Origin of the sequence: Mesorhizobium sp. M7A.F.Ca.MR.245.00.0.0, assembly GCF_003997415.1 — a bacterium.
GTDB lineage: Bacteria > Pseudomonadota > Alphaproteobacteria > Rhizobiales > Rhizobiaceae > Mesorhizobium.
Genome location: NZ_RZTE01000013.1, coordinates 21538 through 47411, shown reverse-complemented (window position 1 = coordinate 47411; position 25874 = coordinate 21538). Strand labels below are relative to the sequence as shown.

22 protein-coding genes are annotated in these 25874 nt (G+C 64.1%); 7 read left to right on the top strand and 15 right to left on the bottom strand.

Annotated elements, in window-relative coordinates; all coding sequences use genetic code 11:
* The first annotated feature begins 18 nt into the window (after positions 1 to 18).
* The 3 genes from accD (at position 19) to EOB80_RS15715 (ending at position 2838) form a co-directional block, all read left to right on the top strand.
* Entirely contained in the window at positions 19 to 945 is a 927-nt protein-coding gene (accD, locus tag EOB80_RS15725; RefSeq protein WP_013528321.1) for an acetyl-CoA carboxylase, carboxyltransferase subunit beta, read from the top strand.
* Positions 946 to 1064: 119 nt separating this feature from the next.
* A complete protein-coding gene (locus tag EOB80_RS15720) occupies positions 1065 to 2390 on the top strand; it encodes a folylpolyglutamate synthase/dihydrofolate synthase family protein (RefSeq protein WP_127301845.1) in 1326 nt (441 codons plus the stop codon).
* Between the two features lie 28 nt (positions 2391 to 2418).
* Positions 2419 to 2838, top strand: a complete 420-nt coding sequence (locus tag EOB80_RS15715) for a VOC family protein (RefSeq protein ID WP_127328535.1) — start codon at positions 2419 to 2421, stop codon at positions 2836 to 2838.
* Positions 2839 to 2890: 52 nt separating this feature from the next.
* Here the strand turns inward: EOB80_RS15715 and EOB80_RS15710 are convergent, their stop codons facing one another.
* The 14 genes from EOB80_RS15710 to EOB80_RS15640 form a co-directional block, all read right to left on the bottom strand.
* Complete coding sequence (locus tag EOB80_RS15710) at positions 2891 to 3109, bottom strand: plasmid stabilization protein (RefSeq protein WP_127328534.1); 219 nt, start codon at positions 3107 to 3109, stop codon at positions 2891 to 2893.
* A 68-nt stretch (positions 3110 to 3177) separates the two neighbouring features.
* Positions 3178 to 3459 carry a cupin domain-containing protein gene (locus EOB80_RS15705; RefSeq protein ID WP_127323193.1) on the bottom strand — a complete coding sequence of 94 codons (282 nt, stop codon included), beginning with the start codon at positions 3457 to 3459 and terminating at the stop codon, positions 3178 to 3180.
* 131 nt (positions 3460 to 3590) lie between these two features.
* Positions 3591 to 3914: a thioredoxin gene (trxA, locus tag EOB80_RS15700; protein ID WP_013528326.1), complete on the bottom strand. Its 324-nt coding sequence runs from the start codon at positions 3912 to 3914 to the stop codon at positions 3591 to 3593.
* Positions 3915 to 3989: 75 nt separating this feature from the next.
* On the bottom strand, positions 3990 to 7508 hold the full coding sequence (gene addA / locus EOB80_RS15695) for a double-strand break repair helicase AddA (protein ID WP_127328533.1): 3519 nt from the start codon (positions 7506 to 7508) through the stop codon (positions 3990 to 3992).
* Entirely contained in the window at positions 7505 to 10639 is a 3135-nt protein-coding gene (gene addB / locus EOB80_RS15690; RefSeq protein WP_127328532.1) for a double-strand break repair protein AddB, read from the bottom strand. Before addB ends, addA begins: the two co-directional genes overlap by 4 nt.
* Positions 10636 to 11364: a nucleotidyltransferase family protein gene (locus EOB80_RS15685; RefSeq protein WP_127328531.1), complete on the bottom strand. Its 729-nt coding sequence runs from the start codon at positions 11362 to 11364 to the stop codon at positions 10636 to 10638. The genes addB and EOB80_RS15685 overlap by 4 nt, the downstream gene beginning before the upstream one ends.
* Complete coding sequence (gene tsaE / locus EOB80_RS15680; RefSeq protein ID WP_127328530.1) at positions 11361 to 12872, bottom strand: tRNA (adenosine(37)-N6)-threonylcarbamoyltransferase complex ATPase subunit type 1 TsaE; 1512 nt, start codon at positions 12870 to 12872, stop codon at positions 11361 to 11363. Before tsaE ends, EOB80_RS15685 begins: the two co-directional genes overlap by 4 nt.
* A gap of 8 nt (positions 12873 to 12880) precedes the next feature.
* The gene (locus tag EOB80_RS15675; RefSeq protein ID WP_127328529.1) at positions 12881 to 15436 is read right to left on the bottom strand and encodes a PAS domain-containing sensor histidine kinase; all 2556 of its coding nucleotides are present in this window, start codon (positions 15434 to 15436) and stop codon (positions 12881 to 12883) included.
* Positions 15437 to 15635: 199 nt separating this feature from the next.
* On the bottom strand, positions 15636 to 17036 hold the full coding sequence (gene ahcY / locus EOB80_RS15670; protein ID WP_023810629.1) for an adenosylhomocysteinase: 1401 nt from the start codon (positions 17034 to 17036) through the stop codon (positions 15636 to 15638).
* Positions 17037 to 17216: 180 nt separating this feature from the next.
* A complete protein-coding gene (locus EOB80_RS15665; RefSeq protein WP_127328528.1) occupies positions 17217 to 17510 on the bottom strand; it encodes an HPr family phosphocarrier protein in 294 nt (97 codons plus the stop codon).
* Positions 17507 to 17908, bottom strand: coding sequence for a PTS sugar transporter subunit IIA (locus EOB80_RS15660; protein WP_010912939.1), 402 nt, complete (start codon positions 17906 to 17908; stop codon positions 17507 to 17509). The genes EOB80_RS15665 and EOB80_RS15660 overlap by 4 nt, the downstream gene beginning before the upstream one ends.
* A gap of 164 nt (positions 17909 to 18072) precedes the next feature.
* Entirely contained in the window at positions 18073 to 18519 is a 447-nt protein-coding gene (locus EOB80_RS15650; protein WP_127328527.1) for an HPr kinase/phosphorylase, read from the bottom strand.
* A gap of 32 nt (positions 18520 to 18551) precedes the next feature.
* The gene (locus EOB80_RS15645) at positions 18552 to 20336 is read right to left on the bottom strand and encodes a sensor histidine kinase (protein ID WP_013528336.1); all 1785 of its coding nucleotides are present in this window, start codon (positions 20334 to 20336) and stop codon (positions 18552 to 18554) included.
* 20 nt (positions 20337 to 20356) lie between these two features.
* Positions 20357 to 21058: a response regulator transcription factor gene (locus tag EOB80_RS15640; protein WP_013528337.1), complete on the bottom strand. Its 702-nt coding sequence runs from the start codon at positions 21056 to 21058 to the stop codon at positions 20357 to 20359.
* Positions 21059 to 21401: 343 nt separating this feature from the next.
* On the opposite strand from EOB80_RS15640, the gene EOB80_RS15635 reads away from it, so the two are divergent.
* The 4 genes from EOB80_RS15635 (at position 21402) to EOB80_RS15620 (ending at position 24910) form a co-directional block, all read left to right on the top strand.
* Positions 21402 to 23027 carry a phosphoenolpyruvate carboxykinase gene (locus EOB80_RS15635; RefSeq protein WP_127328526.1) on the top strand — a complete coding sequence of 542 codons (1626 nt, stop codon included), beginning with the start codon at positions 21402 to 21404 and terminating at the stop codon, positions 23025 to 23027.
* Positions 23028 to 23111: 84 nt separating this feature from the next.
* Positions 23112 to 23549, top strand: coding sequence for an alternative ribosome rescue aminoacyl-tRNA hydrolase ArfB (gene arfB, locus EOB80_RS15630; protein ID WP_127328525.1), 438 nt, complete (start codon positions 23112 to 23114; stop codon positions 23547 to 23549).
* Positions 23550 to 23704: 155 nt separating this feature from the next.
* On the top strand, positions 23705 to 24178 hold the full coding sequence (gene lysM / locus EOB80_RS15625; protein WP_027039967.1) for a peptidoglycan-binding protein LysM: 474 nt from the start codon (positions 23705 to 23707) through the stop codon (positions 24176 to 24178).
* A gap of 102 nt (positions 24179 to 24280) precedes the next feature.
* Positions 24281 to 24910, top strand: a complete 630-nt coding sequence (locus tag EOB80_RS15620; protein ID WP_127328524.1) for an alpha-ketoglutarate-dependent dioxygenase AlkB — start codon at positions 24281 to 24283, stop codon at positions 24908 to 24910.
* On the opposite strand, the gene coaA is transcribed toward EOB80_RS15620, so the two are convergent.
* Positions 24897 to 25856 (bottom strand): type I pantothenate kinase, encoded by a 960-nt coding sequence (gene coaA / locus EOB80_RS15615; RefSeq protein WP_127266882.1) that lies wholly within the window; start codon positions 25854 to 25856, stop codon positions 24897 to 24899. The genes EOB80_RS15620 and coaA overlap by 14 nt on opposite strands.
* Positions 25857 to 25874 lie beyond the last annotated feature (18 nt).

Genomic DNA, 25874 nt, shown 5'->3' with positions numbered 1-25874 from the left:
AGGACAGGAGCCGAAGCGATGAACTGGATCACCAATTACGTTCGCCCGAAGATCAATTCGATGCTCGGCCGGCGCACCGACATGCCCGAGAACCTCTGGATCAAGGATCCGGAGACCGGCGAGATGGTGTTCCACAAGGACCTGGAATCCAACCAGTTCGTCATTCCCTCGTCCGGCCATCATATGAAGATTTCGGCCAAGGAGCGGCTGAAATTCTTCTTCGATGGCGGCAAATACGAGACCCTGGACAACCCCAAGGTGATGCAGGATCCGCTGAAATTCCGCGACGAGAAGCGCTATGTCGACCGGTTGAAGGACGCCAAGGCCAAGACCGGCCTTGAGGACGCGATCATCAATGCGCTGGGCACCGTCGAGGGTCTGCCGGTGGTGGTCACGGTGCAGGACTTCGCCTTCATGGGCGGCTCGCTCGGAATGGCCGCCGGCGACGCCATCGTGCATGGCTTCGAAGTGGCCCTGCAGCGCAAGCGGCCGCTGATCCTGTTCGCCGCTTCCGGCGGCGCGCGCATGCAGGAAGGTATTTTGTCCCTGATGCAATTGCCGCGGACAACGGTTGGTGTCGACCGGCTGAAGGAAGCCGGCCTGCCCTACATCGTCGTTTTGACCAACCCGACCACGGGCGGCGTGACCGCCTCCTATGCCATGCTGGGCGACGTGCACATCGCCGAGCCCGGCGCGCTGATCGGCTTTGCCGGACCGCGCGTCATCGAACAGACGATCCGCGAGAAACTGCCCGACGGCTTCCAGCGCTCCGAATATCTGATGGAGCACGGCATGGTCGACATGGTCGTATCCAGGCTGGAAATGCGTGAAACGATCGCGCGCCTGCTCAAGATGCTGCTCAAGCTGCCGGAAGAGCAAAAAACGCTGGAGCCGGAAATCCTGCCCCCGGCGGTGGTCGCCGCGGAAGCTCGGCCGCAAGCCTGAAGCGACACGAAGCGCCGCGACCGCGATTGCACGGGTGCTTCGGCGCGCTGTAGCTTTTGATTGCCATGGCCATCCGAAACCGATTCTGGTTTTCACGGCTCATGCGCTAGGATTCTGCCATGACGACGCTTGCCGCCGACCGCGAAATCGAAGCCCTGATGGCGCTTCATCCGAAAGGCTTCGACCTTTCGCTCGACCGCATTTCGCGGCTGCTGGAGCGGCTTGACGATCCGCAGGATCGGCTGCCACCGGTCATCCACATCGCCGGCACCAACGGCAAAGGCTCGTGCGCCGCCTTTTCGCGCGCCCTGCTCGAGGCAGCGGACTACCGCGTCCATGTTCACACCTCGCCGCATCTGGTCAACTGGTATGAGCGTTACCGGCTGGCCGCCGATGGCGGCGGCAGGCTGGTCGAGGACAGGGTTTTCGCCGATGCTATTGCCCGTGCGGCCAGAGCCAATGAAGGCGAGAAGATCACCGTCTTCGAGATTCTCACCGCCGTCACCTTCCTCTTGTTTTCCGAACACCAGGCCGACGCCGCCATCATCGAGGTCGGGCTCGGCGGCCGCTTCGACGCGACCAATGTCGTCAAGGAGCCGGCCGTGTCAGTGATCATGCCGGTGTCGCTCGACCACGAGGCCTATCTCGGGGACCGTGTCGAACTGATCGCGGCCGAAAAGGCCGGTATTATCAAGCCCGGCTGTCCGGTGGTCATCGGCGCGCAGGAGAGCGAAACGGCGCTGCAGGTGCTGATCGAAACCGCCGAGCGGCTTGAATGCCCCACCTTCGTCTACGGCCAGGACTTCCTTGCCTTCGAGGAAAACGGCCGCATGGTCTACCAGGACGAAGACGGCTTGATGGACCTGCCACCGCCCAGGCTGCCCGGACGCCATCAGTTCGCCAATGCGGCGGCGGCGATCGCCGCGGTCAAGGCGGCCGGTTTCGAGATCAGCCATCGCGCCGCCGAAAAGGCGATGATCAATGTCGCCTGGCCAGGGCGTATGCAGAAGCTGATGCAGGGCCGGCTGGCCGAACTGGCACCCAAGGGCGCCGATATCTGGCTCGACGGTGGCCACAATCCGGGGGCCGGCGTGGTGGTTGCCGAAGCGTTGGCCGAGCAGGAAGAGAAGAACCCGCGTCCGCTGTTCCTCATCTCGGGCATGATCAACACCAAGGACCAGAGCGGCTATTTCCGTGCCTTCAAGGGCCTCGCCCGGCATGTCTACACGGTGCCGGTGAGCCTTAGCGAGGCCGGCGTGCCAAACGACGAACTGGCGGTCCGCGCGACGGAAGCCGGGCTGACCGCCGAGCCGGTGAGTTCCGTCGCCAGCGCGCTGATGCTGCTGCGCGACACCTGGGACGGCCCGGCGCCACGCATCCTGATCAGCGGTTCGTTGTATCTGACCGGCGCGGTGCTGGCCGAGAACGGCACCCCGCCGACCTGAAGGCGGATTTTTCTGCGAGGAACCTGTCATGATCAAGGTCAAGCAGCTCGCTCACGTCTGCATCTTCGCCAACGACCTTGAAGCGACACGAAGCTTCTATCGCGACGTGCTGGGCATGGACACCCGCTTCAATTTCCTGCGTGACGGCAAGATTTTCGGGTTCTACCTCGATTGCGGCGGCGGCAGCCATGTCGAGGTGTTCGGGAAAAACGAGGCCCGCTATGGCGACCTGAACCAGATCAACCACTTCTGCCTAGAAGTGGAGAACATTGATGCCGCGATCGCCCACATCAGGTCGAAAGGTGTCGACGTCACCTCAAAGAAACTGGCCTGCGATGACACATTTCAGGCCTGGATCCGCGATCCAAACGACGTGAAAATCGAGTTGTTCGAGTACACCCAGAAAAGCGCACAATTCACCGGCGACGACCGCATCGCTGATTGGTGAGACCAGCCAAGCCATGACACCGCATCAAGCGCCTTTCTAAGGGTCTCTGAAATCACAATGGTATGATTGCTTCCAGATCGACGTCGACGCCGATGCTTGCCGTCAGGCGGGAATAGAAGAGGGAGGCCGGTTCTCGCCCGGCCTCCCGAATCTCATAGGATTCAAGTGCGCGTTCGACGATATCAGCTATTGAACGGTTTTCGCGACGAGCGAGTCGATGAGCAATATCTCGTGCTTTTGCGCTGCGGACGGAAAGCTGGGGTTCGGCCATTTCAAACTCCCCTTTCTAGAAGATGTAGTCTCTCAGCGCCCATCAAGATGGCACATGATGGCATGCCGTCACTTCAATTCGATCTCGATAAAGGCATATTCGCCTTCATTGGCGTTGATGACGTCATGTTCGACGCCCTCTTTGCGGAAATAGGGCGCGCCCTTCTTCATCTCGGCGAAGGTCTCGCCGTCCTTGGTCAACAGCTTCACCTTGCCGTCCATCAGCGGCACGACGACATAGTCGTGGCCGTGGCGATGCCAGCCGGTGTTTTCGCCCGGCGCAAAGCGGTACTCGGTGACGATAACGCGCTCATTGTCGATGAAGACGGTGGCCTTGGCGGATCCGGTCATGGGTTTCTCCTGTCTGGCTCAAGCAGATGACATGGAGTGGCCGGACGCGAGAGCCAGAGCCACGCACCGATGACGCCAGCAAAAAGCCCGGCGCCAGGCCGGGCTTGATGGTCATATGAATTTCAGATGGATCAGGCGAGATTGCCGTTGATCCAGTGCGACAGCGCGGTCTTGGGCGCCGCACCGACCTTCATGTCGGCCATTTCGCCGCCCTTGAAGATCATCAGCGTCGGGATCGAGCGCACGCCGAACTGGGCGGCAAGCTCCGGATTCTCGTCGATGTTGAGCTTGGCGATCTTGACCTTGGCGCCAAGTTCGGTGGCAATGTCTTCGAGCGCTGGCGCGATCATCTTGCAGGGACCGCACCATTCCGCCCAGAAATCGACGACGACCGGTACGTTGGCGTCAAGCACGTCGGCCTGGAAGTTGCTCTTGTCGACCTTCACGGTTGCCATATGGAAAATCCTTTTGAAAGTTTTTGTCCCACCAAATGTGGTGGCGATCGCGCCCTTCTTCAAGCAGGTGTTGTGTCACGCTCCCGTGAGTCGAGCAAGGGCGTCGTCCATGGCGCTGGCAGGCAGTTCGATCAGCCGCGGCGCCTCGGTGAACAGCAGGGCCGCCTTGACCGTGCGGCCGGGATAGAGCGGCTGCAACAGGGCGCGATAGAGCGCGAGCTGGAGCAGGTAAGCCGGCGGCACCTCGGCCAGAGTGGCGGGCGCCGGCCGGTTGGTCTTGTAGTCGACAATCGATACCGTGTCCGGCGTCACCGCCAAACGGTCGATCTTACCGGAAATCGAGCGCTTTTTGCCCTTGATCTCCAGGCTGCCCACGATCGCGACCTCGGCACGTGACGATGGTGCAAACAGCTGACCGAAGCCGACGTCGGCAAGGATCGATGTGACCGACGCCAGGGCTTTTTCGCGCTCTGACGGCGGCCAGTCCGCGCCCGTTCTTGCGAGATAGCGCCGCGCCGCGCCCGTGCGTTCGGGCTCAGCAATGCCGGGCAGCATCTGCAGCAGTTTGTGCAGGGCAAGCCCGCGCAGCACCGCAAAGCCCGGCTCGGCATCGGCGTCGAGCACCGGCGACGCCTTGTCGACCACAGCTTCCTTGCCTTCGTCTATCAGCGCCGCAGCACCGGATGGCGACAGCGGACGCGGCAGATCCTCGAAGGGGGGCAAGGGCCGGAACAAGGTCGCCGGCAGAGGTCCGAAAGCATCCGTCGGCCGCGCCTGCTCGCCGGAAGCCAGTGCGACCGGCGGCAGCTTGGTGACATGGAAACGATGCACCGGCTCGCCGCCGGCGGGATGCGCACGCTTCTCGCTTTCCGGCGCACCGATCAACGCGCGGCTGACGATCGAATGCCAGGTGCCGGCGTTCGGCGCCCGCTTGCCGTGATAGCCGCAGACGATCAGCCGGTCCTCGGCGCGGGTCATGCCGACATAGAGCAGCCGGCGGTATTCGTCGTCGGCGAGTTCCCGTGCCCGCGCCGCCGCTGCTTTGGAAAAGCCGTTGGCGACGTCGCTGGCAGAGCGCCAGAGATAGCCCTTGCCGTCCCAATTCGCGCCGGAGCCATCGAAGGGCATCAGGCGCGGCAGATGCTGGTCGCTGAACGGGGCGGAACCGCCATCGACCAGGAACACGACCGGCGCTTCCAGCCCCTTGGCGGCATGCACGGTCATGACCCGGACCTCGTCGCGGGTCTGGTCCATCTCGCGCTTGATCTCGGGACCGGCGTTTTCCAGCGTCGACAGGAAGGCTTCAAGCCCCGGCAGGCCGGTCCGTTCCTCGGCGAGGCAGAAGCTGAGGAACTCGTCGAGGATGTCGCCGGCTTCGGGCCCGAGCCGCGCGATCATCTTCCGGCGCACACCATCACGCGCCAGCAGGCCAGCGTAAAACTCGAACACCGGTTTGAAGGCGGCCTCATCAGTCCAGATGTCGACCTGGGCGACGATCTTCACCAGCCTCTCGCTTTCGCCGGCGTGCTGTCGCAACGACGCGATCAGCGACAAGCCGGACGGCCTCTGCGCGGCGAGCGTGAAAAGCGTCTCTTCCGGCAGATCGAAGATCGGGCTGCGCAGCACGGCGGCAAGCGACAAATCGTCCTGCGGCTGGATGAGGAGATGACCGAGCGCGATCAGGTCCTTGACCGCGATGTGTCCAGGCAGGCTCAGCCGGTCGGCGCCGGCAACCGGAATGTCTCGGCGTTTGAGTGCGCGGGTGAGCGCATGGACGAAGCGATCGCGCTTGCGCACCAGCACCAGCACGTCGCCCGGCCGCAGCCGCGTGCCGCGGCCTTCGACGATTTCGCCACTGCCGATCCAGCCGGCGATGGTGGCGGCGACGTTCTCGGCCACGCGCACCGCCGGCGCATGCGCATGATCGATGGCTTGCGTCCAGTCGTCGGGCTCGTCGACCACATCGGCGCCGACTGACGGCCACACCTCGACATAGCCCGGTGCGTCGGTGCGGATCGCCTGGTGGCGCAGCGGATCGGGATCATGGCTGATGCCGCGCCGCACGCTTGCGTCGGCGAAGACGCGGTCGACCGCGGTCAGAACATCGTCGGTCGAGCGGAACGACCAGGTCAGCTTGAGGTCGGCAAAGGACGCCTCGGCGTCGCGCACTCGTCCGGCGAACAACAGCCGGCTGTCGGCGAAGGAGTCCGGGGCGGCACCCTGGAACGAATAGATCGACTGCTTCTCGTCGCCGACGGCGAAGACCGTGCGATGGACCCTGTCGCGCGCGCCAAAGCCGGCAAAGAATTCTTCCGCCAGCCGCTTCACCACTTCCCATTGATCGGGGCTGGTGTCCTGCGCTTCGTCGAGCAGGATATGATCGATGCCCTGGTCGAGCTTGTATTGCACCCAGGGGCCGGCGTCTGGCCGCGCCAGCAGATTGACGGTGCGGGTGATCAGGTCGTTGAAATCGAGAAAGCCGCGGCTGCGCTTCAGCATTTCGTAGCGGGCGATCAGCCAGTCGGCGATGGTCAGCGCCGCTCTTGTACCCTCCAGCATCCGGAACAGGGCCAGCCGGTCGGTGGTTTCGACGATGGCATTGGCGGCCGAGAGATAGCGCTCCGCCAGATCCGGCAGCCGGTCGACCAGAGCCTTCTTGAAGGCCTTTGCCGGGTCGTAGGCGTCGCCATCGGTCTTGAGGAAGGCTCGCGCCAGCAGTTGCAGGCGCCGAATGGGATCGCCCTCGGCGAAAGCCTGCCGCGCATAGGGCAGGATGTTGTTCAGCACCGATCTGGCGTCGGTGGCCTCGGCTGCGTGGGCGAAGCCGGCAAAATAGTCGGGCAGGAAACCCGGCAACGGCCATACCGAAGCGGCTATGCCGTCGGCCGTCTGGCCTGGATGGAAATGGAATTCGTAGAAAAGGGCCTGGAAGCGCGTGCCATCACGCCCGACGGCGTCGATGAAATTGCGCAGGCCGTCGCGCTTGCGCACGATCTCACCCAGCAAGGCGTCGAGCCCGGCTTCGCCGCCCCGATCGAGAATGGCGGCAAAAGCCTCGGCCAGATCCCTGTCGCCGGCGGATGTGCCGGAAATCATCTCGCGGCGCGCCGCGGCAAACAGCGAGGCCTCCATCTGGCCGTCGAGCATCTCGAAATGGGCCGGGATGTTGGCCTCCAGCGGAAACTGGTGCAGCACCGATTCGCAGAAGGCATGGATGGTCTGGATCTTCAGCCCGCCGGGTGTTTCCAGCGCCTCGGCGAACAGGCGCCGCGCCCGGCGCATGGTCTCGAGATCGGGCCGGCGGCCTTCCAGAGCCTCGACCTTTGCCGCAAGGTCGGCGTCACCGAGCGTGGTCCATTCCGACAGTGTCGAGAACACCCGGTTGGACATGTTAGCGGCGGCGGCGCGCGTATAGGTCAGGCACAGGATCTTCGACGGATCGGTGCCGCGCAGCAGCAGCCGGATAACGCGCTGGGCCAGCACATGGGTCTTGCCGGATCCGGCATTCGCCGACACCCAGGCGGAATTGCCGGGATCGGCGGCGCGGGCCTGGCTGGTCGCGGTGTCGCTGGGGATCGGGTAGGTCTTTTTCATGCCTCCCCTCCCTCGTCACCGGCATCGCCGCCTGCCGACCATTCGAGCACGCGGGCAAGATGGTCGTAGTCGCCATCGGTCTCGCCTTCGCGGAACGGCAGCGCGCGCGACAGATAACCCGTCGCAGGATCGGCATAGTGGATCAACAGCTTTTCCAGCCGCGCCCAGGCCTCTTCGGCAAGATCGGTCGCGGTCCGCGGCTGGCGATTGTGTTCGAGGATGGATTCCTCGAACACCTCGCCATTCGGCTTCAGCCTGATGAAGGCCAGTTGAGAGGGCTCGCGTACGCCCAGATCCTTGAAGGCGCCGCGCCTGAGCAGCGCACCCTCCAGCGCCAGTTGCGGCGCAAGCAGTGTGTGCGCCTGCGCCTTGGACGGCGAGGAACCGGTCTTGTAATCCAGTATGTCGGCCATGCCGCCGGCCAAAAGGTCGACCCGGTCGGCGTAGCCGGACAGAGTCACGCCGGACTGGCCGACAACGGTCTTGCCGGCGCGCTCCTCGGCATGACGCCTTATCACCGCGTCGGCGCGCGTGCGCTCCCACTCGATGATGTTGGCGGCGAGTTTTTCGAAGCGCGGCCACCACACCGCCTCGACATCGGCCGGGAGTACGGCTTCGGCAAAACAGGCCCGGCCGGCGGCGATGAGGCCGGCAAGCGCGTCGGGCGCGCGCGGATCGGCGACGCTGCCTGAGAACAGGTGCAGGATGGCGTGAAACAACGTGCCGCGCTCGGCCGCACCGGGGTCGCGGATGACCTGATCGAGCGGCATCAGTCCAAGGATCCGTCTGGCATAGACAGCGTAGGGATCCCGGCGCAGGGTCTCGATCTCGGTGACCGAGAAATGCGTCGGGCGCACCGACAGCGGCGGCTTCGGCTGCGGCCGTGGCGCGAAATCCTGCCTTGGGCCGGTATCGAGAGCGCGCGCCCAGGCGAGCAATTCGTCGCCACGCCGGCGCAGCTCCGCCGCCTGGTCCTTGCCGATGAAGGTGAGCAGGCGCTGCAGCCAGCGCGACGGCACGGCGGGTGCGTCGCCGGCGCGTGCCGAGCGGGCCAACACCACCTTTTTGGCACCCATTGCCATCTGGAAATCATGCGCGGCAAGGCCGATGCGCCGTTCGGGCGGTTCGAGGTCGATGCCGGTCTTCATCAGCCGCGACATGAAGCGGTCGCTCTCCGGCTTGCGCGGCCATACGCCCTCGTTGAGCCCGCCGATGACCAGCGTGTCGACGGTCTGCAATCGCGCTTCCAGCGCACCCCAGATGGCGATGTTCCGATCGGTGCCTTGTGCCGGCTTGACCGTTTCAGGCGCGATCAGCGCCGCCATGATATCGGGCCACTCGGTCGCCGCGAAGGACAGTGAAGCCGAAGCCGAGACCAGCCCGCGCAGCAGTTCGGCAAGCTTTTCACCGGCGTCACCGGCATAGAGCTCGCCAAGACCACCGTCGGCGGTGCGGCCGAGATTTTCGAGTGTGGCGACGCTGGCCCTGACAAGCGCGGCAAGGTCGGCATCGTCCCGGCCGCGGAAGGCTGCGAGCGGCGCCAGCGCCTGCTTGAGACGTTCAAGCAAATTCCGGGCAGTTTCGATGGAGCGCACGGTCAGCCGGGAAAACCAGAAGGGCTGTCGACTGCCGCCGCCCAGGCCGATGAGGCGGGCCTCGAACAGTTCCGGTAGCGAAACGATGTCTGGGCGGCCGGTGCCGCCGCGCAGGGCCACCAGCTCGACCAGTTCCGCCGCGTGGCGCACATCGGCCCGTTCGAGGCCGAGGCCAAGCAGCGGATGCTTGAGCAGCGACAACAGGCCGACCGGATCGCCTGGCCTGAACAATGCCTCGAGCGCCAGCCTGAGCAGGCTGGCCGCCGGGGTGTTGGCGAGCGGCGTGCCACCGGAATCGTCGGCGGCGACGCCGAAGCGCTGGAGCTCGATCGAGACGCGCCGCGCCAATGCGCGATCGCCGGTGACGAGAGCCGCCCTTTGGCCGGGCTGTTCGACCGCGCGCTTGAGCGCGACGGCGATGGCGACAGCTTCATCACGTTCGCTGGCAGCTTCGAGCAAGGTCACCTCGGCGAAGGCGCCGGCAATGTCGGACGCCGGGAAGCCCGCACGTGTCTCGGCCCAGAGTTCGGTGGTCTCGGCCGGCCGCAGCGCTTCGCCGACAAGAGCGGCGCGAAGCGCAAGTCGCGGTTCGGCCACGCCAATCTCCTCGACGTCGCCGCGCAATACGCCGATCTTGCCTATCAGCCTGGCCAGGCCATATTGCGGGTGGCCGAGCACAGCTGGACGCGCGCCGGGCGCGGCAATCGCCTGGAATGACGCTTCGTCCAGCGTTCGGTCGAGACCCGGCAGCACAATGGCGCCGCCGGGCAGGCGCGCGATGGCGGCAAGCAGTTCAGCCGTGGCGGGGATCGAGCCGGTCGACCCTGCGGCGATGACCGGGCCAGCGGGCGGATTGCGCAGCAGCCGCGCCGCCTCGGCGCGGATCAGCGCGCTGCGATGCGCGGCCGGATTGGAGCGGTCGCTTTCCGCGAGGAATTTCGGCCAGGCTTCGGTGACGATGCCGAGGAATTCGAGGGTCACCTGCCACCATCCGGCAAGGTTGCCGGTCACCAGATCGGTGAGCTTGGCCCAGTCCGTTCCTTCCGTCTCGATCTCGTCCATCAGCCGGGCGAGATCGCGCGCCAGCCAAATCGCGTCGGCGGTGGAAGCCGGGATGACGATCTCCTCGGCGAAAAGGGCGGCGACATGCGCCGGCAGCCGGCGTTTCCAGGCGCGCACCAGCGGCGTCAGCAGCAACAGGCGTTCGATCGCGGCGATCGGCGGCGCGAGATCGATCGCCGCCGATGCCTCGGTCTCGAACGCAGCCTCGTCCTCGTCGAACTCGCCCAGTGGCCGGATGACCGGCAGGATCGCCGAACCGCCGCCGCCTCGTGCCGCCAGACTATCGACGAAGACACCCCGCAGAGCACGCGCGGCACGGCGCGTCGGCACATAGATGGTGACATCGGCCAAAGCGAGCGGGTCGCCGTCGAACCGAAAGCCCGGAACGAGGCGGCCGGCAAGCAGCGCCTCGGCAAGCGTCGGCAGAAACGGCGCTCCGGGCGGGATCGAGAAAACGCGGCTGGAGCCGCTCATTGCGACTCGATGAGCGCACCGGCGACCGCCGCTTCCGCGAGCGCAATCGCATCGGGCGTGCCGACAGTGATCCAGTGGCCATGCATGGGCATGCCGAACAGGCGGCCGGCCGCGATGGCGGAATCGAAATAGGCGTTGAGCGAGTGCGGCCCGGCCGGTGCACCCTCGAACAGGCGCGGATGGACGATCGCCGCCCCGGCATAGATCAGCCCCGCCGGGTCGCCTTTCGAACGCCGCAAGCCGCCATCCGGCGCCACCAGGAAATCGGTGCTGCCGCAGTGTCCGGTCGCCTGTTGGAGATCCGCCAGCATCAGCAGAATATCCATTTTCGCCGCGTCCCATGCAAGGGCGAGGCGCTGGAGATTGAGAGGACCGTCATCGATCCAGAACGTGTCGGCGTTGAGGATGTAGAAGGGCTGATCGCCCAGTTCGGGCAACGCCTTGACGATGCCGCCGGCGGAATCGAGCAGTTGTTCGCTCTCATCGGAAACGACGATTTTTGGCGCGCGGCGCGCAGTGACATGGGCGACGATCTGTTCGGGAAAGTAGTGGACGTTGACGACCGCCTTGCCGACGCCGGCGGCGGCCAGGCTGTCGAGGCTCCAGTCGAGCAACGTCTTGCCGGCAATCTTGACCAGTGGCTTGGGAATGGTGTCGGTGATCGGCCGCATGCGTTTGCCAAGCCCGGCTGCGAGTACGATGGCGGTGTCCGGTCTTGCTGTCACAGCGCTCGCTCCTCCAGCAAACCGTGGGTGTCGTAGAACTCGCGCAGGCTTGCCAGCGCCGGATGAGACAACGCCCGGCGCAGATAGTCGCGAATGCGCGGCAGGTGCTTCAGATAGTAGGGCTTGCCGTCGCGTTTTTCGAGGCGGACGAAGATGCCGAGGATCTTGGAGTTTCGCTGCGCCGCCATGATGGCGTAGGACTCCAGGAAGCTTGCCTCGTCGAAAGCCCCGGCTGCGTGGCGCGCCGCGACATAGGCATCCAGCGTCTGTTTCTCGATCTCGGGCGAGATGGTGACCCGCGCGTCCATGGCGAGTGAGGCGACGTCATAGGCGGAAGGGCCGATCAGCGCATCCTGGAAATCGACAATGCCCAATCGATCATGCCCTGAACGGTCGCCGCGCCAGATGATGTTGGGCGAATGGAAGTCGCGCAGCATCAGCGTGACCTCGCGGCCGTGCAGCCGGTCGAGGAGCGCGTTCCATTCCCTGTGGTAACCGGCGCGCAAGCTGTCACTTGGCGGGCCGCCCGATATCGCCGGCACGTACCAGTCGACCAGCAAATCGGCTTCGATCATCATGGCGTCGCGGTCGAAAGGCGGCACATCGTGGAAGCCGCCGTGTCCTGTTTCCAGGCGCTGCGGCCAGGTCCTGCCGTGCATCATGGCCAGCAGCTCGGCCGCCGCTGCGCAACGCTCGGCCAGCGGCTGGCCATCGCCGCCGAGGAAACCTTCGGAGCCAAGATGTTCGAGCAGCAGGAAACCCTGGTCCTGGTCCTCAGCATGGATTTGCGGAACGCTGACGCCACCGGCCTGCAAGGCATGGTCGATGGCGACGAAGGCGGAGACCGACTGGGCGGTGTGCGCGATCTCGGCATAGGGCTTGCCGTCGCGCACAGGGGGACCGAGAACCAGCCGTGGCGAGTTCATCAAGACCCGCGGCTTTTGGTCCGGCAACGAAACGATCTCGTAGGAGCGGGCCGAAGCATCGCCGATGAAATGGCGGCGCTGCGCTTCCCCCCAGCCGGCGTTCACAAGAAAGTCGCGCATGGCCAGCGATCGTGCCGCCCGATCGAAGGCATCACCCTGGCCTGACAATCGCGCCAGCCGGCCGTCGCCATGCTGGACGAGCTCGATCAGGACCGTGGTTTTCGGCAGATGGGCTTCCGCCCGTTCCGGCCATTCGACCAAAGCAGCACCCTGCGCCAGGGCTTCGTCGAACCCAAGCTCATTGATCTCGTCCGCCGAGGACAGGCGGTAGAGATCGAAATGATGGACCGGAATGCGGGTGTCGTAGCTCTGCACCAGCGTGAAGGTCGGGCTCGGAACGTCGAGGCTCGCATCGTCGGCCAGGGTCCTGATCAAGGCCCGCGCCAGCGTCGACTTGCCGGCGCCGAGATCGCCCTTGAGGGCAAGCACGTCACCCGGGCGCAGCGACAGCGCCAGATCTTCGCCCAGCCGCGCTGTTTGTGTCTCGTCGGCGAGTAATCGCTCCAGCACCAGTCCGGTCATCGAACGCGCTACTCGGCCGCGGCTCGGATGCCCGGCATGTCTGGAAAGGTGCAGATGACGGTCGTGCCCTTGTCCTTGCCGGTTTCGATGCGAACGCTGCCGCCATGCAGCTCGACGAAGCTCTTGACGATCGACAGGCCGAGACCGGCGCCGCGCCGGCGGCCGCCATTGGCGCGCGGCTCGAAACGGCGGAACACCGAATCGAGCACATCCGGCGGCATGCCGGGACCATCGTCATGAACCGAGAATTCCACCCCATCCGCCAGATGGCGGCAAGTGAGCCGGATGATGCTGGCTTCCGGGGCGTAATTGGCGGCGTTGCTGAGCAGATTGTAGAGGATCTGGCGGACGCGGACCTCATCGCCGTGAAACGTCTTCGGCGCCGCGATGGCGTCCACCTGGAGACTGATCGAATGCTCTTCCAGCCGGTCGGCCACCAGTTCGGCCGCAGCGGCGATGGTGCGATCAACCTGCACCTCGGAAATGTCGAGCTGCATGATGCCGGCGTCCACCGTCGCCAGGTCGAGGATATCGTTGACGATGGTGAGCAGGACCGAGGAGGACGAGCTGACATGCTCGACATATTCGCGCTGCTTCTGCGTCAGCGGACCGGTCGTGGGCTGCGACAGGAGTTCGGTGAAGCCGATAATGTTGGTCAGCGGCGAGCGCAGTTCATAGGAGACGTGCTGGACGAATTCGTTCTTGAGCTGGTCGGATTTTTGCAGCGCCTCGTTCTTGTCCTTCAGCGCCCGCTCGACATGGACACTGTCGGTAACGTCGACGAAGGTCATCATCACCTGCCCGTTGGGCAGCGGGATCATGGCGTAACTCAGCACGTTGCCGTTGTTGAGCTCGGTCTGTCCGTGGCGGTCGCGGCGCTCGTCGTCAAAGCCGGTGATGGCGGCAACGAAGCTGGGCCATGGGCTGTCCGCGGCCTGCCGGTCGCAGAGGTCGCGGATCGCCGACACATGGACGCTGGGCTTGGCCGCTTCACCGCTCAATCCCCAGAGAGTGGCAAAGGCAGGATTCGACAGCCGGAGCCTGCCGTCGGGTCCGAACACCGCCACGCCTTCGGCAAGATTGTCGAGCGTCTCGCCCTGAACCCGCACGGCTGTCTGGTAGCGGCTTTCCAGGTCCATCTTCTCGGTCAGGTTCTCGAACACCCAGGTCACGCCGCCCTTGGGCTGCGGATTGGCGACGACGCGAATGGTCTTGCCGTCCGGCAGATGCCACCAATGTTCCTGGGATTCGACGGCGCGATAGGCGCCGAGCAGGCCTTCCTTCCAGCGACGCCATTCAGGCTGTTCGGCGATCTTGCCCTCGCTGCGCAGCCGGTCGAGCAGCAAGGCATTGTCGGGTGCGCTGTGCAGGAAGCCGGCGTCCAGCCCCCAAAGCTTCTGGAAGGCTTGATTGAAGAACCGCAGCTTCTCGTCGGTGTCGAAAATAGCGACCGCCGTGTTGAGCTGGTCGAGCGTGTCGGCGTGGCTTCGCACCGTCCGTTCGTATTCGCCGCGAACGGCCTCGATGGCACTGGTGTCGCAGGCAAGGCCGGCCGAGCCATCGCTGCCGGCGAAATCGGTGACCGCGAACACACGGCGGTCACCTTCGATCACGGTGGACAGCGACTGCTCGAAAACCGGATGCGTCTTGTGCTGGGCGGCAATCGCATCGCGCGCCTGGCCGCCGAGGAACTCTTTTTTCTCCCGGACCGCGGCTTCGGCATTTTCGGCTTCGACGGCATCGGCATAGGCGCGGTTGACCCACTTCAGCCCGCCATCCTCGCCGCGGAGCCATGCCGGCATGTTCAACGCGTCGAGCAGGCCGATCATCGTGTCGTGGTCGGCGGCCAGCCGCTGGTTCTCGATCTTCAGCCTGGCCTGGCTGCGCTGCGTCTCCGAGAGCGAGACGAAACGCACGAGCACATGCGCGGCACTCTTGCGGCCATGCACTTCGAGCGGCGCGCCCGCCTGCGATTCGATGACGAGGTCGAAGGGTTTGGCCTTCTCGCGCAATCCCGCGACGGCATGTTCGAGTGCCGCCGCCGAACGCGGCATCAGCCAGCGGCCGAAAGCGAGAAAAGCGGCCCTATCTTCGGGAGCGCCGCTTTCGACGGGCAATGTGCCGATAAGCTCGGGCTTCTTGTTTTCAGCGGCCCAGACGACGACGCGCTGGTCGCGCAGATTGAGCAGCGCCTCGGAGCGGCGGAGCGCCGCGTTGATGTCGGCGAGGCGGCTCCTGAGTTCGACATTCTCCGCCGAGGTGCGGGCTCTTTCGCGGATGAGAACGATGGCCGATATCAGTGCGGCACCCGTCACGCCGACGAACACGGCAAGCTGCATGACCTCGATGGCGCTCACCGACAGTCCCGCGACGCTGGCAGCAGCGGTTTCGGCATGCGCGACGGCGCCAGCCAAGGGGCCCGCGAGCGCGGAGGTGGCAAGGAATGTCGACGCACGGGCGCGCCAGGACAGGCTCCCGCCTTCCAGGGCGGAGCCAGCAATCCCCGAATCATCATGGCCGCCGGAAACGGCCCGTCCCGCTCTGTGCGGGTGTTGCCCCGGCATGTCTTGGTCCTCTCCGCCGCCTGAATGCAAGACCGCCCTGATGCGTGCCTCTCTTGACCCTCTCGGGCTGGAAGCATCGCCGAATCACCTGACAATAACCCCTCGCCGAATCGCCGTGAAGGCTGATGGCGCGCAAAAATAAGGCCGGGCGAAAAGTCAATCGCCCGGCCTCAATATCTGGTAGCAATTTTAGCTTTGGTTAATAGCGGTAGTGTTCCGGCTTGAACGGACCCTGCGGCGTGACGCCGATATAGGCGGCCTGTTCACCCGACAGTTCGGTCAGACGGGCGCCGAGCTTGTCGAGATGCAGGCGCGCGACCTTTTCGTCGAGATGCTTGGGCAGGACATAGACCTGGTTCTCGTACTGGCCGGGCTTGGTGTAGAGCTCGATCTGCGCCAGCACCTGGTTGGTGAAGGATGCCGACATGACGAAGCTCGGGTGGCCGGTGGCGTTGCCGAGATTGAGCAGCCGCCCTTCCGACAAAAGGATCATCCGCTTGCCGTCCGCGAAGGTGATCATGTCGACCTGCGGCTTGACGTTGGTCCATTTCAAGTTGCGCAGCGCGGCGACCTGGATCTCATTGTCGAAGTGGCCGATGTTGCCGACGATGACCATGTCCTTCATCGAGCGCATATGGTCGAGGGTGACGACATCCTTGTTGCCGGTGGTGGTGATGACGATGTCGGCGGTGGGGGCCGCATCTTCCAGCGTGACGACTTCAAACCCGTCCATCGCCGCCTGCAGGGCGCAAATCGGATCGACCTCGGTGACCTTGACGCGGGCGCCGGCGCCCTTGAGCGAGGCCGACGAGCCCTTGCCGACGTCGCCATAACCGCACACGACAGCGACCTTGCCGGCCATCATCGTGTCGGTGCCGCGGCGGATGCCGTCGACCAGCGATTCCTTGCAGCCATATTTGTTATCGAACTTCGACTTGGTGACCGAGTCGTTGACGTTGATGGCGGGGAAGGGCAGCAGGCCCTTCTTCTGCAGCTGATAGAGCCGGTTGACGCCGGTGGTCGTCTCTTCGGTGACGCCGCGGATCGCCGCCTTCTGCTTGGTGAAGAAGCCGGGCGAAGCCTTCAGGCGCTTCTTGACCTGGGCGTAGAAGTATTCCTCTTCCTCGCTCTGCGGGTTGGACAGCACATCCTCGCCGGCCTCGGCGCGGGCGCCGATCAGGATGTACATGGTGGCGTCGCCGCCATCATCGAGGATCATGTTGGAGAGGCCGCCATCGGCCCACTGGAAGATCTTGTCGGTGTAGTCCCAATACTCCTCCAGCGACTCGCCCTTGACGGCAAACACCGGGATGCCGGCTTCGGCGATGGCCGCGGCCGCGTGGTCCTGGGTCGAGAAGATGTTGCAGGAGGCCCAGCGGATATCGGCGCCCAGTTCCTTCAGCGTCTCGATCAGTACCGCCGTCTGGATCGTCATGTGCAGCGAGCCGGTGATGCGCGCGCCCTTGAGCGGCTGCTTGGGACCGAATTCCTCACGGCAGGCCATCAGGCCCGGCATTTCGGTTTCGGCGATCTCGAGTTCCTTGCGGCCCCAGCCGGCAAGCGAGATGTCGGCGACCACATAGTCCTTGCTACCCGTCATGGCAGTACTCCGATGCGAATGATGTGCTTGCGAATTTGTTGCGGATGCGCCCGCGCCGGTCGGCGCGTCAAGGGCGCGAATTGCCGGCCTGACTAGCAGATCGGAGCAAGGACGACAATGGGATATAAAGAAATCTTTATCCCTGCATGTCTCTCAGACACGCATCGGCGCTCTAACTGATCAGCATTCCTCGCCGAAGCGGGACGCCACCAGCTGCTCCAGGGCGTTGATGACCTGCCGGGCCTCCGGCCCGCTGGCGGTGACGCGGATCGAATAGCCGGGGCTTGCCGCCAGCATCATCAGGCCCATGATCGAGGTGCCGCCGACCTTCACGCCATCCTTCTCGACATGCACCGAGGCATCGAAGCCGCTGGCCAGCTGGACGAACTTCGCCGAAGCGCGCGCATGAAGGCCACGCTGGTTGATGATGGGAAAATCCCGGACAATTTGGTCTTCCGGGGACAGCGCGGTCATTTGCTGCTCAGGAGCTGGCTGGCGACATTGATGTATTTGCGGCCGGCGGCCTGCGCCTCATCGAGCGCGGCGGCCATATTGTCGCCCTTGCGGATCGAGGAGAGCTTGATCAGCATCGGCAGGTTCATGCCGGCGATCACCTCGGTGCGGCCGGACTCCATCACCGAGATGGCAAGGTTGGAGGGCGTGCCGCCGAACATGTCGGTCAGCACGATGACGCCCGCCCCGGTATCGACACGGGCAACAGCGTCGACGATGTCGCGGCGACGCTGCTCCATATCGTCGTCGGCACCGATCGCCACGGTTTCGAAATTGTCTTGTGGCCCGACGACATGTTCGACGGCATGTCGGAACTCGGTGGCCAGTTGACCGTGCGTTACAAGCACGAGTCCGATCATTCTTTGGTGGATCCCGTCATCGCCGCTTCACAGGCGCATTTTATGCTCGCCAGCCAATCCAGGCGGCGGGAGCGCTATCTTGTCGACGCACGGCCCGTTGACAAGCCCAAAATTGCGCAGGCACATGCCATTTTGACGCATTGCAGCAAAAAACCCGGAACGGATCATAGAAAAGGCGCGATCGACAGCCGCGCCATCACGACCGGCAAGACCGATGGGACATTGCGTTCGACCACGTCGACCCGCGGCACCAGACAGCCGGCGATGCTGCTTGCGGCATCCTCCTGGAAGCGCACCGCTTCGCCGGCCGGCACCAGGCGAACATGGAGGTCGACGAGGCCTGCCGGCTCGAATGGCAGAGGTCGGGGGCCGAGCCCCGGCACCTCGACAAGGCCTTCTATGGCGGCGGGAGCGCGGCACAGCAGTCGCCCGGCATGCGCCTCGACGAAGAGCTGATCGTCACCGACGAGCCGCGCGAACGATCCGCGATGGCGACAATGGTCGATGAGCGCCAGCGCCAGCGTCGTCTTGCCCGAACCGGAGGCTCCGGTGACGAGAATGCCGCGCTCGCCGATCAAAACCATTGTCGCGTGAATGTTTTCAGGCTGCATGGCTGGACCAGGCGTGGTTGGGATTCATGCTCTCAGCCTTCGGCCGGCAATGTCACCACGAAACGAGCGCCCTTGATCTCGCCGGGTTTGGTGCCGGGGATGTTCTCGGCGGTGAGCGTGCCGCCATGGGCCTCGACGATCTGCCTGGATATCGACAGGCCAAGCCCCGAATTCTGGCCGAATGCCTCGCCGGCCGGCCGGTCGGTGTAGAAGCGCTCGAAGATGCGGTCGATGTTGTCGGCCCGGATGCCGGGGCCATTGTCGTCGACGGTGACGATGTTGAACTTGCCGGCACGCGCCAGCGACAGGCTGATGTGGCCATGATCCTCGGGAACGAAGGAACGGGCGTTCTCGATCAAATTGGTGATGACCTGGCCGATGCGCAGATCATGCCCGACGACGACGTAGCCTTTGACGCCCTGCGGCAGTTTGGCGGCCTTGAACTCGATCTCGACCGCCTTCTTGTTACGCGTCGCTTCGCGCGAAACGGCGACCAGATCGGTGATGAATTTCTTCAGGTCAACCGTCCCCGCATCTTCACGCGCGAGCTCCGCGTCCAGGCGCGATGCGTCGGAAATATCGGTGATGAGCCGGTCCAGCCGCCTGACATCGTGCTGGATGATATCCATCAGCCGGCCGCGCGAATCGTCGTTCTTGGCCAGCGGCAAGGTTTCCACCGCGCTGCGCAGCGACGTCAGCGGGTTCTTCAGCTCGTGCGAGACATCGGCCGCGAAGCTTTCGATCGCCTCGATGCGGGCGTAGAGCGCGTTGGTCATGTCGCGTATGGCGATCGACAGATTGCCGATCTCGTCCTGACGGTCGGAAAAGTCGGGGATCTCCTCACGGCTCTTGACGCCGCGCCGCACCCGCACCGCCGCCGCCGACAGCCGGCGCAGCGGATTGGCGATGGTGGAGGCGAGCAGCATCGACAGGATGGCGGTGACAAGGGCCGCGATGCCGAAGACGCGCAGGATCGCCTTGCGCTCGGCGGCGACGATCTTGTCGATGTCGCCGCCTTCGGTCGACAGCATCAGCACGCCCAGGACGGCACGAAAGCGCTGGATCGGCACCGCCACCGAAACGATCTGTTCGCCCTGCTCGCTGACGCGCACGATGGTCGACGGGCTGCCGGTGAGTGCCTTGACCACTTCCGGGAAAGCGGCGCCATTGCCGCCCGGCTGCTCGTGATAGACCGGCAGCTCGGTATTGCGGAAGAAGTCGAAGACGAATTTCTGGATGCGCTCGACCAGATCGGGCTCTTCCTCCTCGACCGGCGGCAGGTCGTAGCGCAGAATCTGGCCACGCGAATAGAGGTGGCGCGAATCGAGCAGCAGATTGGCGTCGCGGTCATAGATGCGGGCGCGGGTCCTGGTCGGCGAGATCAGCCTTCGCAGCACCGGGGCGACGCGCTCCGGGTTGATCGGGAAGTCGAGATTGTCGAGTTGGTCGGAGCCCGGCCCCAGGCTTTCGCCGGCCTGCAGTTCAAGCAGCTTTTCCGGGTCGATGCTGATCGAATCCGTCTCGACCGTCGCCGACGCGGCGATCGCGCCGGCGATGATCTCGCCCTGGGTCATCAGGCTTTCGACGCGGGCGTCGATCAGCCCGTCTCGGAAGGTGTTGAGATAGAGGATGCCGGTCACCAGGACAGCGAGGCCGGCAAGGTTGAGGAACAGGATACGCCGCGTCAGACTGGAAAAGATGTGATGGCCAAGGAAGCGGCGCATCGGCACCGTGATCTTCGAGACGAAGGACGGCATGATCCGCGACGGCCGCCTGGAGGCGCCCGCCGGTCTTGTTCGCTGTGCTTCCACTGCCATCGAATAGCAGGCCCTGCTACTTATGCTTCGCGGAACCGGTATCCGACTCCGTAAAGGGTTTCGATCATCTCGAAGTCGTCGTCGACGGCCTTGAACTTCTTGCGCAGCCGCTTGATGTGGCTGTCGATGGTGCGGTCGTCGACATAGACCTGTTCATCATAAGCCGAATCCATCAGCGCATCACGGCTTTTTACCACGCCTGGACGCTGCGCCAGCGAATGCAGGATCAGGAACTCGGTTACGGTGAGCGTCACCGGCTCGCCCTTCCAGGTGCAGGTGTGGCGCTCCTGGTCCATGACGAGCTGGCCGCGCTCGAGCGAGCGGGCCTGCTGGCTTGGCGTCTTGGCGGCAGCCTCGCGGGCACTGGCACGGCGCAGCACGGCGCGCACCCGCTCGACCAGCAGGCGCTGCGAGAAGGGTTTGCGGATGAAGTCGTCGGCGCCCATCTTGAGGCCGAACAATTCGTCGATCTCGTCGTCCTTGGAGGTCAGGAAGATCACCGGAAGGTCAGACTTCTGGCGCATGCGGCGCAGCAGTTCCATGCCGTCCATGCGCGGCATCTTGATGTCGAGGATGGCAAGGTTCGGCGGGCGTGCCGCCAGGCCTTCCAGCGCCGACGCACCATCCGTGTAGGTCTCGACGCGATACCCCTCGGATTCCAGGGCGATCGACACCGATGTCAGAATGTTGCGGTCGTCATCGACAAGCGCGATTGTTGCCATTTCAAGCGGCTCCCTCATGAGCTGTCCCTTCTGTCGTAGAGAAGGGGCTTTTGCAGGACAAATTAGGTACAAAATGTGGCATAGGCCTTGTCCGCTGTCACGCGCGGCATGCCGGCGGCCACAATCCTACCTCGACATGGGTTGGACGAACGTACATCGCCAATCCTTTGGGCAACCGCGAAACTTTTTGCACATATAAACGATTTAAACAACTTTCAAAATATTTAAATCGATTAATGATTTGATATCATTCGTCTTTTCTGGTTCTGACCATCTCAGCCCGCGTAGTGGGCGTGCTGGAAACGTGCCGGCAAAGATGCGGCAAATCCAAGAGGGACACTCGATGTCGGAAGTCGGCAAACGCAATTCCGCCTGCGCGATCGATCATATCGGCCTGAAAACCACCGGCGTGGTGCGCTATAATTTCGGTGCGGCTGCCCTTTATGAGGAATCGATCCGGCGAGGCGAGGCCCGCTTGACCGCCCATGGCGCGCTGGTCGCCGAGACCGGACAGCACACCGGCCGCTCGCCCAAGGACAAGTTCGTCGTCCGCGATGGCGCCACCGAACCACATGTCTGGTGGGACAACAACAAGGCGATCTCGCCGGCCCAGTTCGACACGCTGCTCGCCGATTTCCAGGCGCATGCCGCGGACAAGGATCTATACGTCCAGGATCTGGTCGGCGGCGCCGATGCGGGACTGAAACTGCCGACAAGGGTGATCACCGAATTTGCCTGGCACTCGCTGTTCATCCGCAATCTGCTGATCCGTCCGGATGCCGCCGAACTCGAACAGTTCATGCCCGAGATGACGATCATCGACCTGCCGTCCTTCCGCGCCGATCCCCTCCGTCACGGCAGCCGCACCGAAACGGTGATCGCTGTCGATCTTTCGCGCAAGATCGTGCTGATCGGGGGCACCTCCTATGCCGGCGAGATGAAGAAGTCGGTGTTCACCATGCTCAACTATCTGTTGCCGGCGAAAGGCGTGATGCCGATGCATTGCTCGGCCAACGAGGGTGCGGCCGGCGACGCCGCCATCTTCTTCGGCCTGTCAGGCACCGGCAAGACGACGCTCTCGGCCGATCCCTCGCGCACGCTGATCGGCGACGACGAGCATGGCTGGGGGCCGCACGGCATCTTCAATTTCGAAGGCGGCTGCTACGCCAAGACGATCAAGCTGTCGGCGGAAGCCGAGCCGGAAATCTTTGCCACCACGCAGCGCTTCGGCACGGTGCTGGAAAATGTCGTGCTCGACGCTGATGGCGTGCCGGATTTCAACGACGGAAGGCTGACCGAGAACACACGCTGCGCCTACCCGCTGGACTTCATCCCCAATGCCAGCAAGACCGGCCGCGCCAACCATCCCAACAACATCATCATGCTGACCGCCGATGCGTTCGGCGTGATGCCGCCGATCGCGCGGCTGACCCCGGCGCAGGCGATGTATCATTTCCTGTCCGGCTACACCGCCAAGGTGGCCGGAACCGAAAAGGGCGTGACCGAGCCCGAAGCGACGTTTTCGACCTGTTTCGGTGCGCCGTTCATGCCGCGCCACCCTTCCGAATACGGCAATCTGCTGCGCGAGCTGATTGCCCGCCACGGCGCCGATTGCTGGCTGGTCAACACCGGCTGGACCGGCGGCGCCTACGGCACCGGCAAGCGCATGCCGATCAAGGCGACGCGCGCCTTGCTTGCAGCCGCACTCGACGGCTCGCTGAAGACGGCCGAGTTCCGCACCGACCCTCATTTCGGTTTCGAGGTGCCGGTGGCTGTGCCGGGCATCGATAGCGCCATTCTCGACCCGATGATTCTGGACCCCCGGGCGACCTGGGCCGACAAGGCCGGCTATGACCGGCAGGCGGCACGGCTGGTCGGCATGTTCGCCGTCAATTTCGAGAAATTCGAAAGCCATGTCGACGCCGTGGTGCTGGGCGCGGCGCCGCGCATGCAGGAAGCGGCAGAGTAATCGCGCCACAGGGGTCAGCTTTCGTTGAAAGGCCCGGTTCGATCGGGCCTTTTCTTTTTCGATCCGCCGCGCCATGACTGCGGCATGGCGAGCGACGACAACATCATCATATCAGGCGATGCGGTGATCCATCCGGGCGACCTGCACGAGGATTTCATCCGCTCGTCCGGTCCCGGCGGCCAGAACGTCAACAAGGTGGCGACGGCGGTGCAACTGCGCTTCGACGCGGCCAACGCAACGGGTCTGTCGGAGCGCGTGCGCGAGCGGACGATCAAGCTTGCCGGCCAGCGTGCCACCAAGGACGGTGTCATCGTCATCGAAGCAGGCCGCTTCCGCACCCAGGAACAGAACCGGACGGATGCGCGGGCACGGCTGACGGCATTGGTCGCCAAGGCCGCCGAACCGCCACCGCCGCCGCGCAAGAAGACACGGCCGTCGAAGGGTGCCGTGGAACGGCGGCTGAAGAGCAAGGCCGGGCGCGGCACGATCAAGAAGCTGCGCGGCCGGGTGGAGAACGATTAAGCACCACACCAGAGCATGATGCCGAAAAGTGTGAAGCGGTTTTCGGACGACATCATGCTCTATCTCTTGGATCTAGGCACGCGCACAAAACGACTTCCCATTTTGGACCGCAGATGCAAGGTTCAACCATTGCCATTAGCAAGGGAGACCCAAGGATGGGCATGTTCGATTTCGTCAAGAGCGTCGGCAAGAAACTGGGCATCGGCGGTGACGACGAAGCCGCACCCACGGCCGACACACTCAAGAAGGAGCTCGATTCGCACAAGCTCGGCACCGATGGCGTCGAGGTCGTCGTCACGGGCGACACGGCGGTGCTGAAGGGTGTGGTCAAGGACCAGTCGATCTTCGAGAAGGCGGTCATCGCCGTCGGCAACACGCTCGGCGTCTCCAAAGTGCAGGCGGACGAATTGCAGGTCGCGCCAGCACCTGGCACGGCCGCCGCCCCCGCCAAGGAGCCCACCTTCTACACGGTGAAGAAGGGCGACAATCTCTGGAAGATCGCCGAGAAAAGCTACGGCAAGGGCCAAGGCGTCAAGAACACGGTCATATTCGAGGCCAACAAGCCGATGCTGACCCATCCCGACAAGATCTATCCGGGCCAGGTGCTGCGCATTCCCGACCTCGCCTGATCGGCGGCTGCCAATTCGACAAGAGCGGCGGCTTTCGGGTCGCCGTTTTCATTTGATCGTGACATTTTACGGTTCCGAACCATCCAAGAGGTAATCGAATCCGTGCTCGTCCTGCCCAAAGGCGTCCGCCACATGCCGGCCTACCTGTCGCGCAGCGCGCAGGAAGAGCTGGTCGACGAGGTGAGACGGATCGTGCAGCAGGCGCCGCTGTTCGTGCCGGCCATGCCGCGCACCGGCAAGGAGATGAGCGTGCGTATGACCAATTGCGGGCCGCTCGGCTGGGTCACCGACAAGGAGCACGGCTATCGTTACCAGCCGGCGCATCCGGTAACCGGGGCGCCTTGGCCGCCAATTCCGGATGCGCTGCTCGACCTGTGGCGCGAGGTCTCGGGCTATCCGCACCCGCCGGAAGCATGCCTCATCAATTTCTACACGCCGGACGCAAAAATGGGCCTGCATCAGGACCGCGACGAGACCGATCTTTCGGCGCCGGTCGTCTCCGTCTCGCTCGGCGACGACTGCCTGTTCCGAGTCGGCCAGACTACGCGTGATGGCGCCACCAAGTCGTTCAGGCTGCAAAGCGGTGACGTCGTGGTGCTCGGCGGCGAGGGGCGGCTGTGCTTTCACGGCGTCGATCGGATCTATCCCTCGACCTCGGCGCTGCTGAAAAACGGCGGGCGGATCAATCTGACGCTGCGGCGGGTGACGGAGCCGGCCGTCACAGCTTCCTGAGCGCCACTTCCTCGATCAGGTGGTCGGCGCCTTTGCGCAGGATCAAGTCGGCGCGGGCCCGCGTCGGCAGGATGTTCTCGCGCAGATTCTTCAAATTAATGTTGGTCCACAGGCCTTCGGCGATGGCGCGCGCCGAACTCTCCGACAGCTGCGAATAGCGGTGAAAGAAGGAGTCCGGGTTGCGGAAGGCGGTCTCACGCAGCCGCATGAAGCGGGAAATGTACCAGTTGTGGATCAGCTTCTCGTCGGCATCGATGTAGATGGCGAAGTCGAAGAAGTCCGACAGGAAAGGGACGATCTTGCCGTCCTGCGGCAGCTTGCCGGGCTGCAGGACATTGATGCCTTCGAAGATCAATATGTCGGGCCGGTCGATGGTGACGAACTCGCCGGGAATGACGTCATAGGTCAGGTGCGAATAGACCGGCGCGCGGACATCGGGCAGCGCCGACTTGATGCCCGACAGGAAGCGCAGCAGCGCGCCCACATCGTAGCTGTCGGGGAAACCCTTGCGCTCCATCAGGTTCTCGCGGCGCAGGACCTCGTTGGGCAGCAGGAAGCCGTCGGTGGTGATGAGATCGACCTTGGGGCTCGACGGCCAGCGCGCCAAAAGTTCCTTCAGCACGCGTGCGGTGGTCGATTTGCCGACCGCGACTGAACCGGCGATGCCGATGATGAAGGGTGTTTTGACCACGTCGACCGCGTTGAAGAAGGCCTGGCGTTGCCGGAACAGCAGCTGGCTCGCTTCGACATGCGCCGACAACAGCCGCGACAGCGACAGATAGATGCGCGTGACCTCCTCGAGATCGACCGGATCGTTGAGCGAGCGCAGGCGGCGGAATTCGTCCGCGCTCAGCGTCAGCGGCGTGTCGGCGCGGAATTGCGACCATTGCTCGGCGGAGAAGAAGCGAAAGGGAGAATATTTCTCGGTCGGCGCGAGCTGATCCATCGAGATACCTGCCCTTCC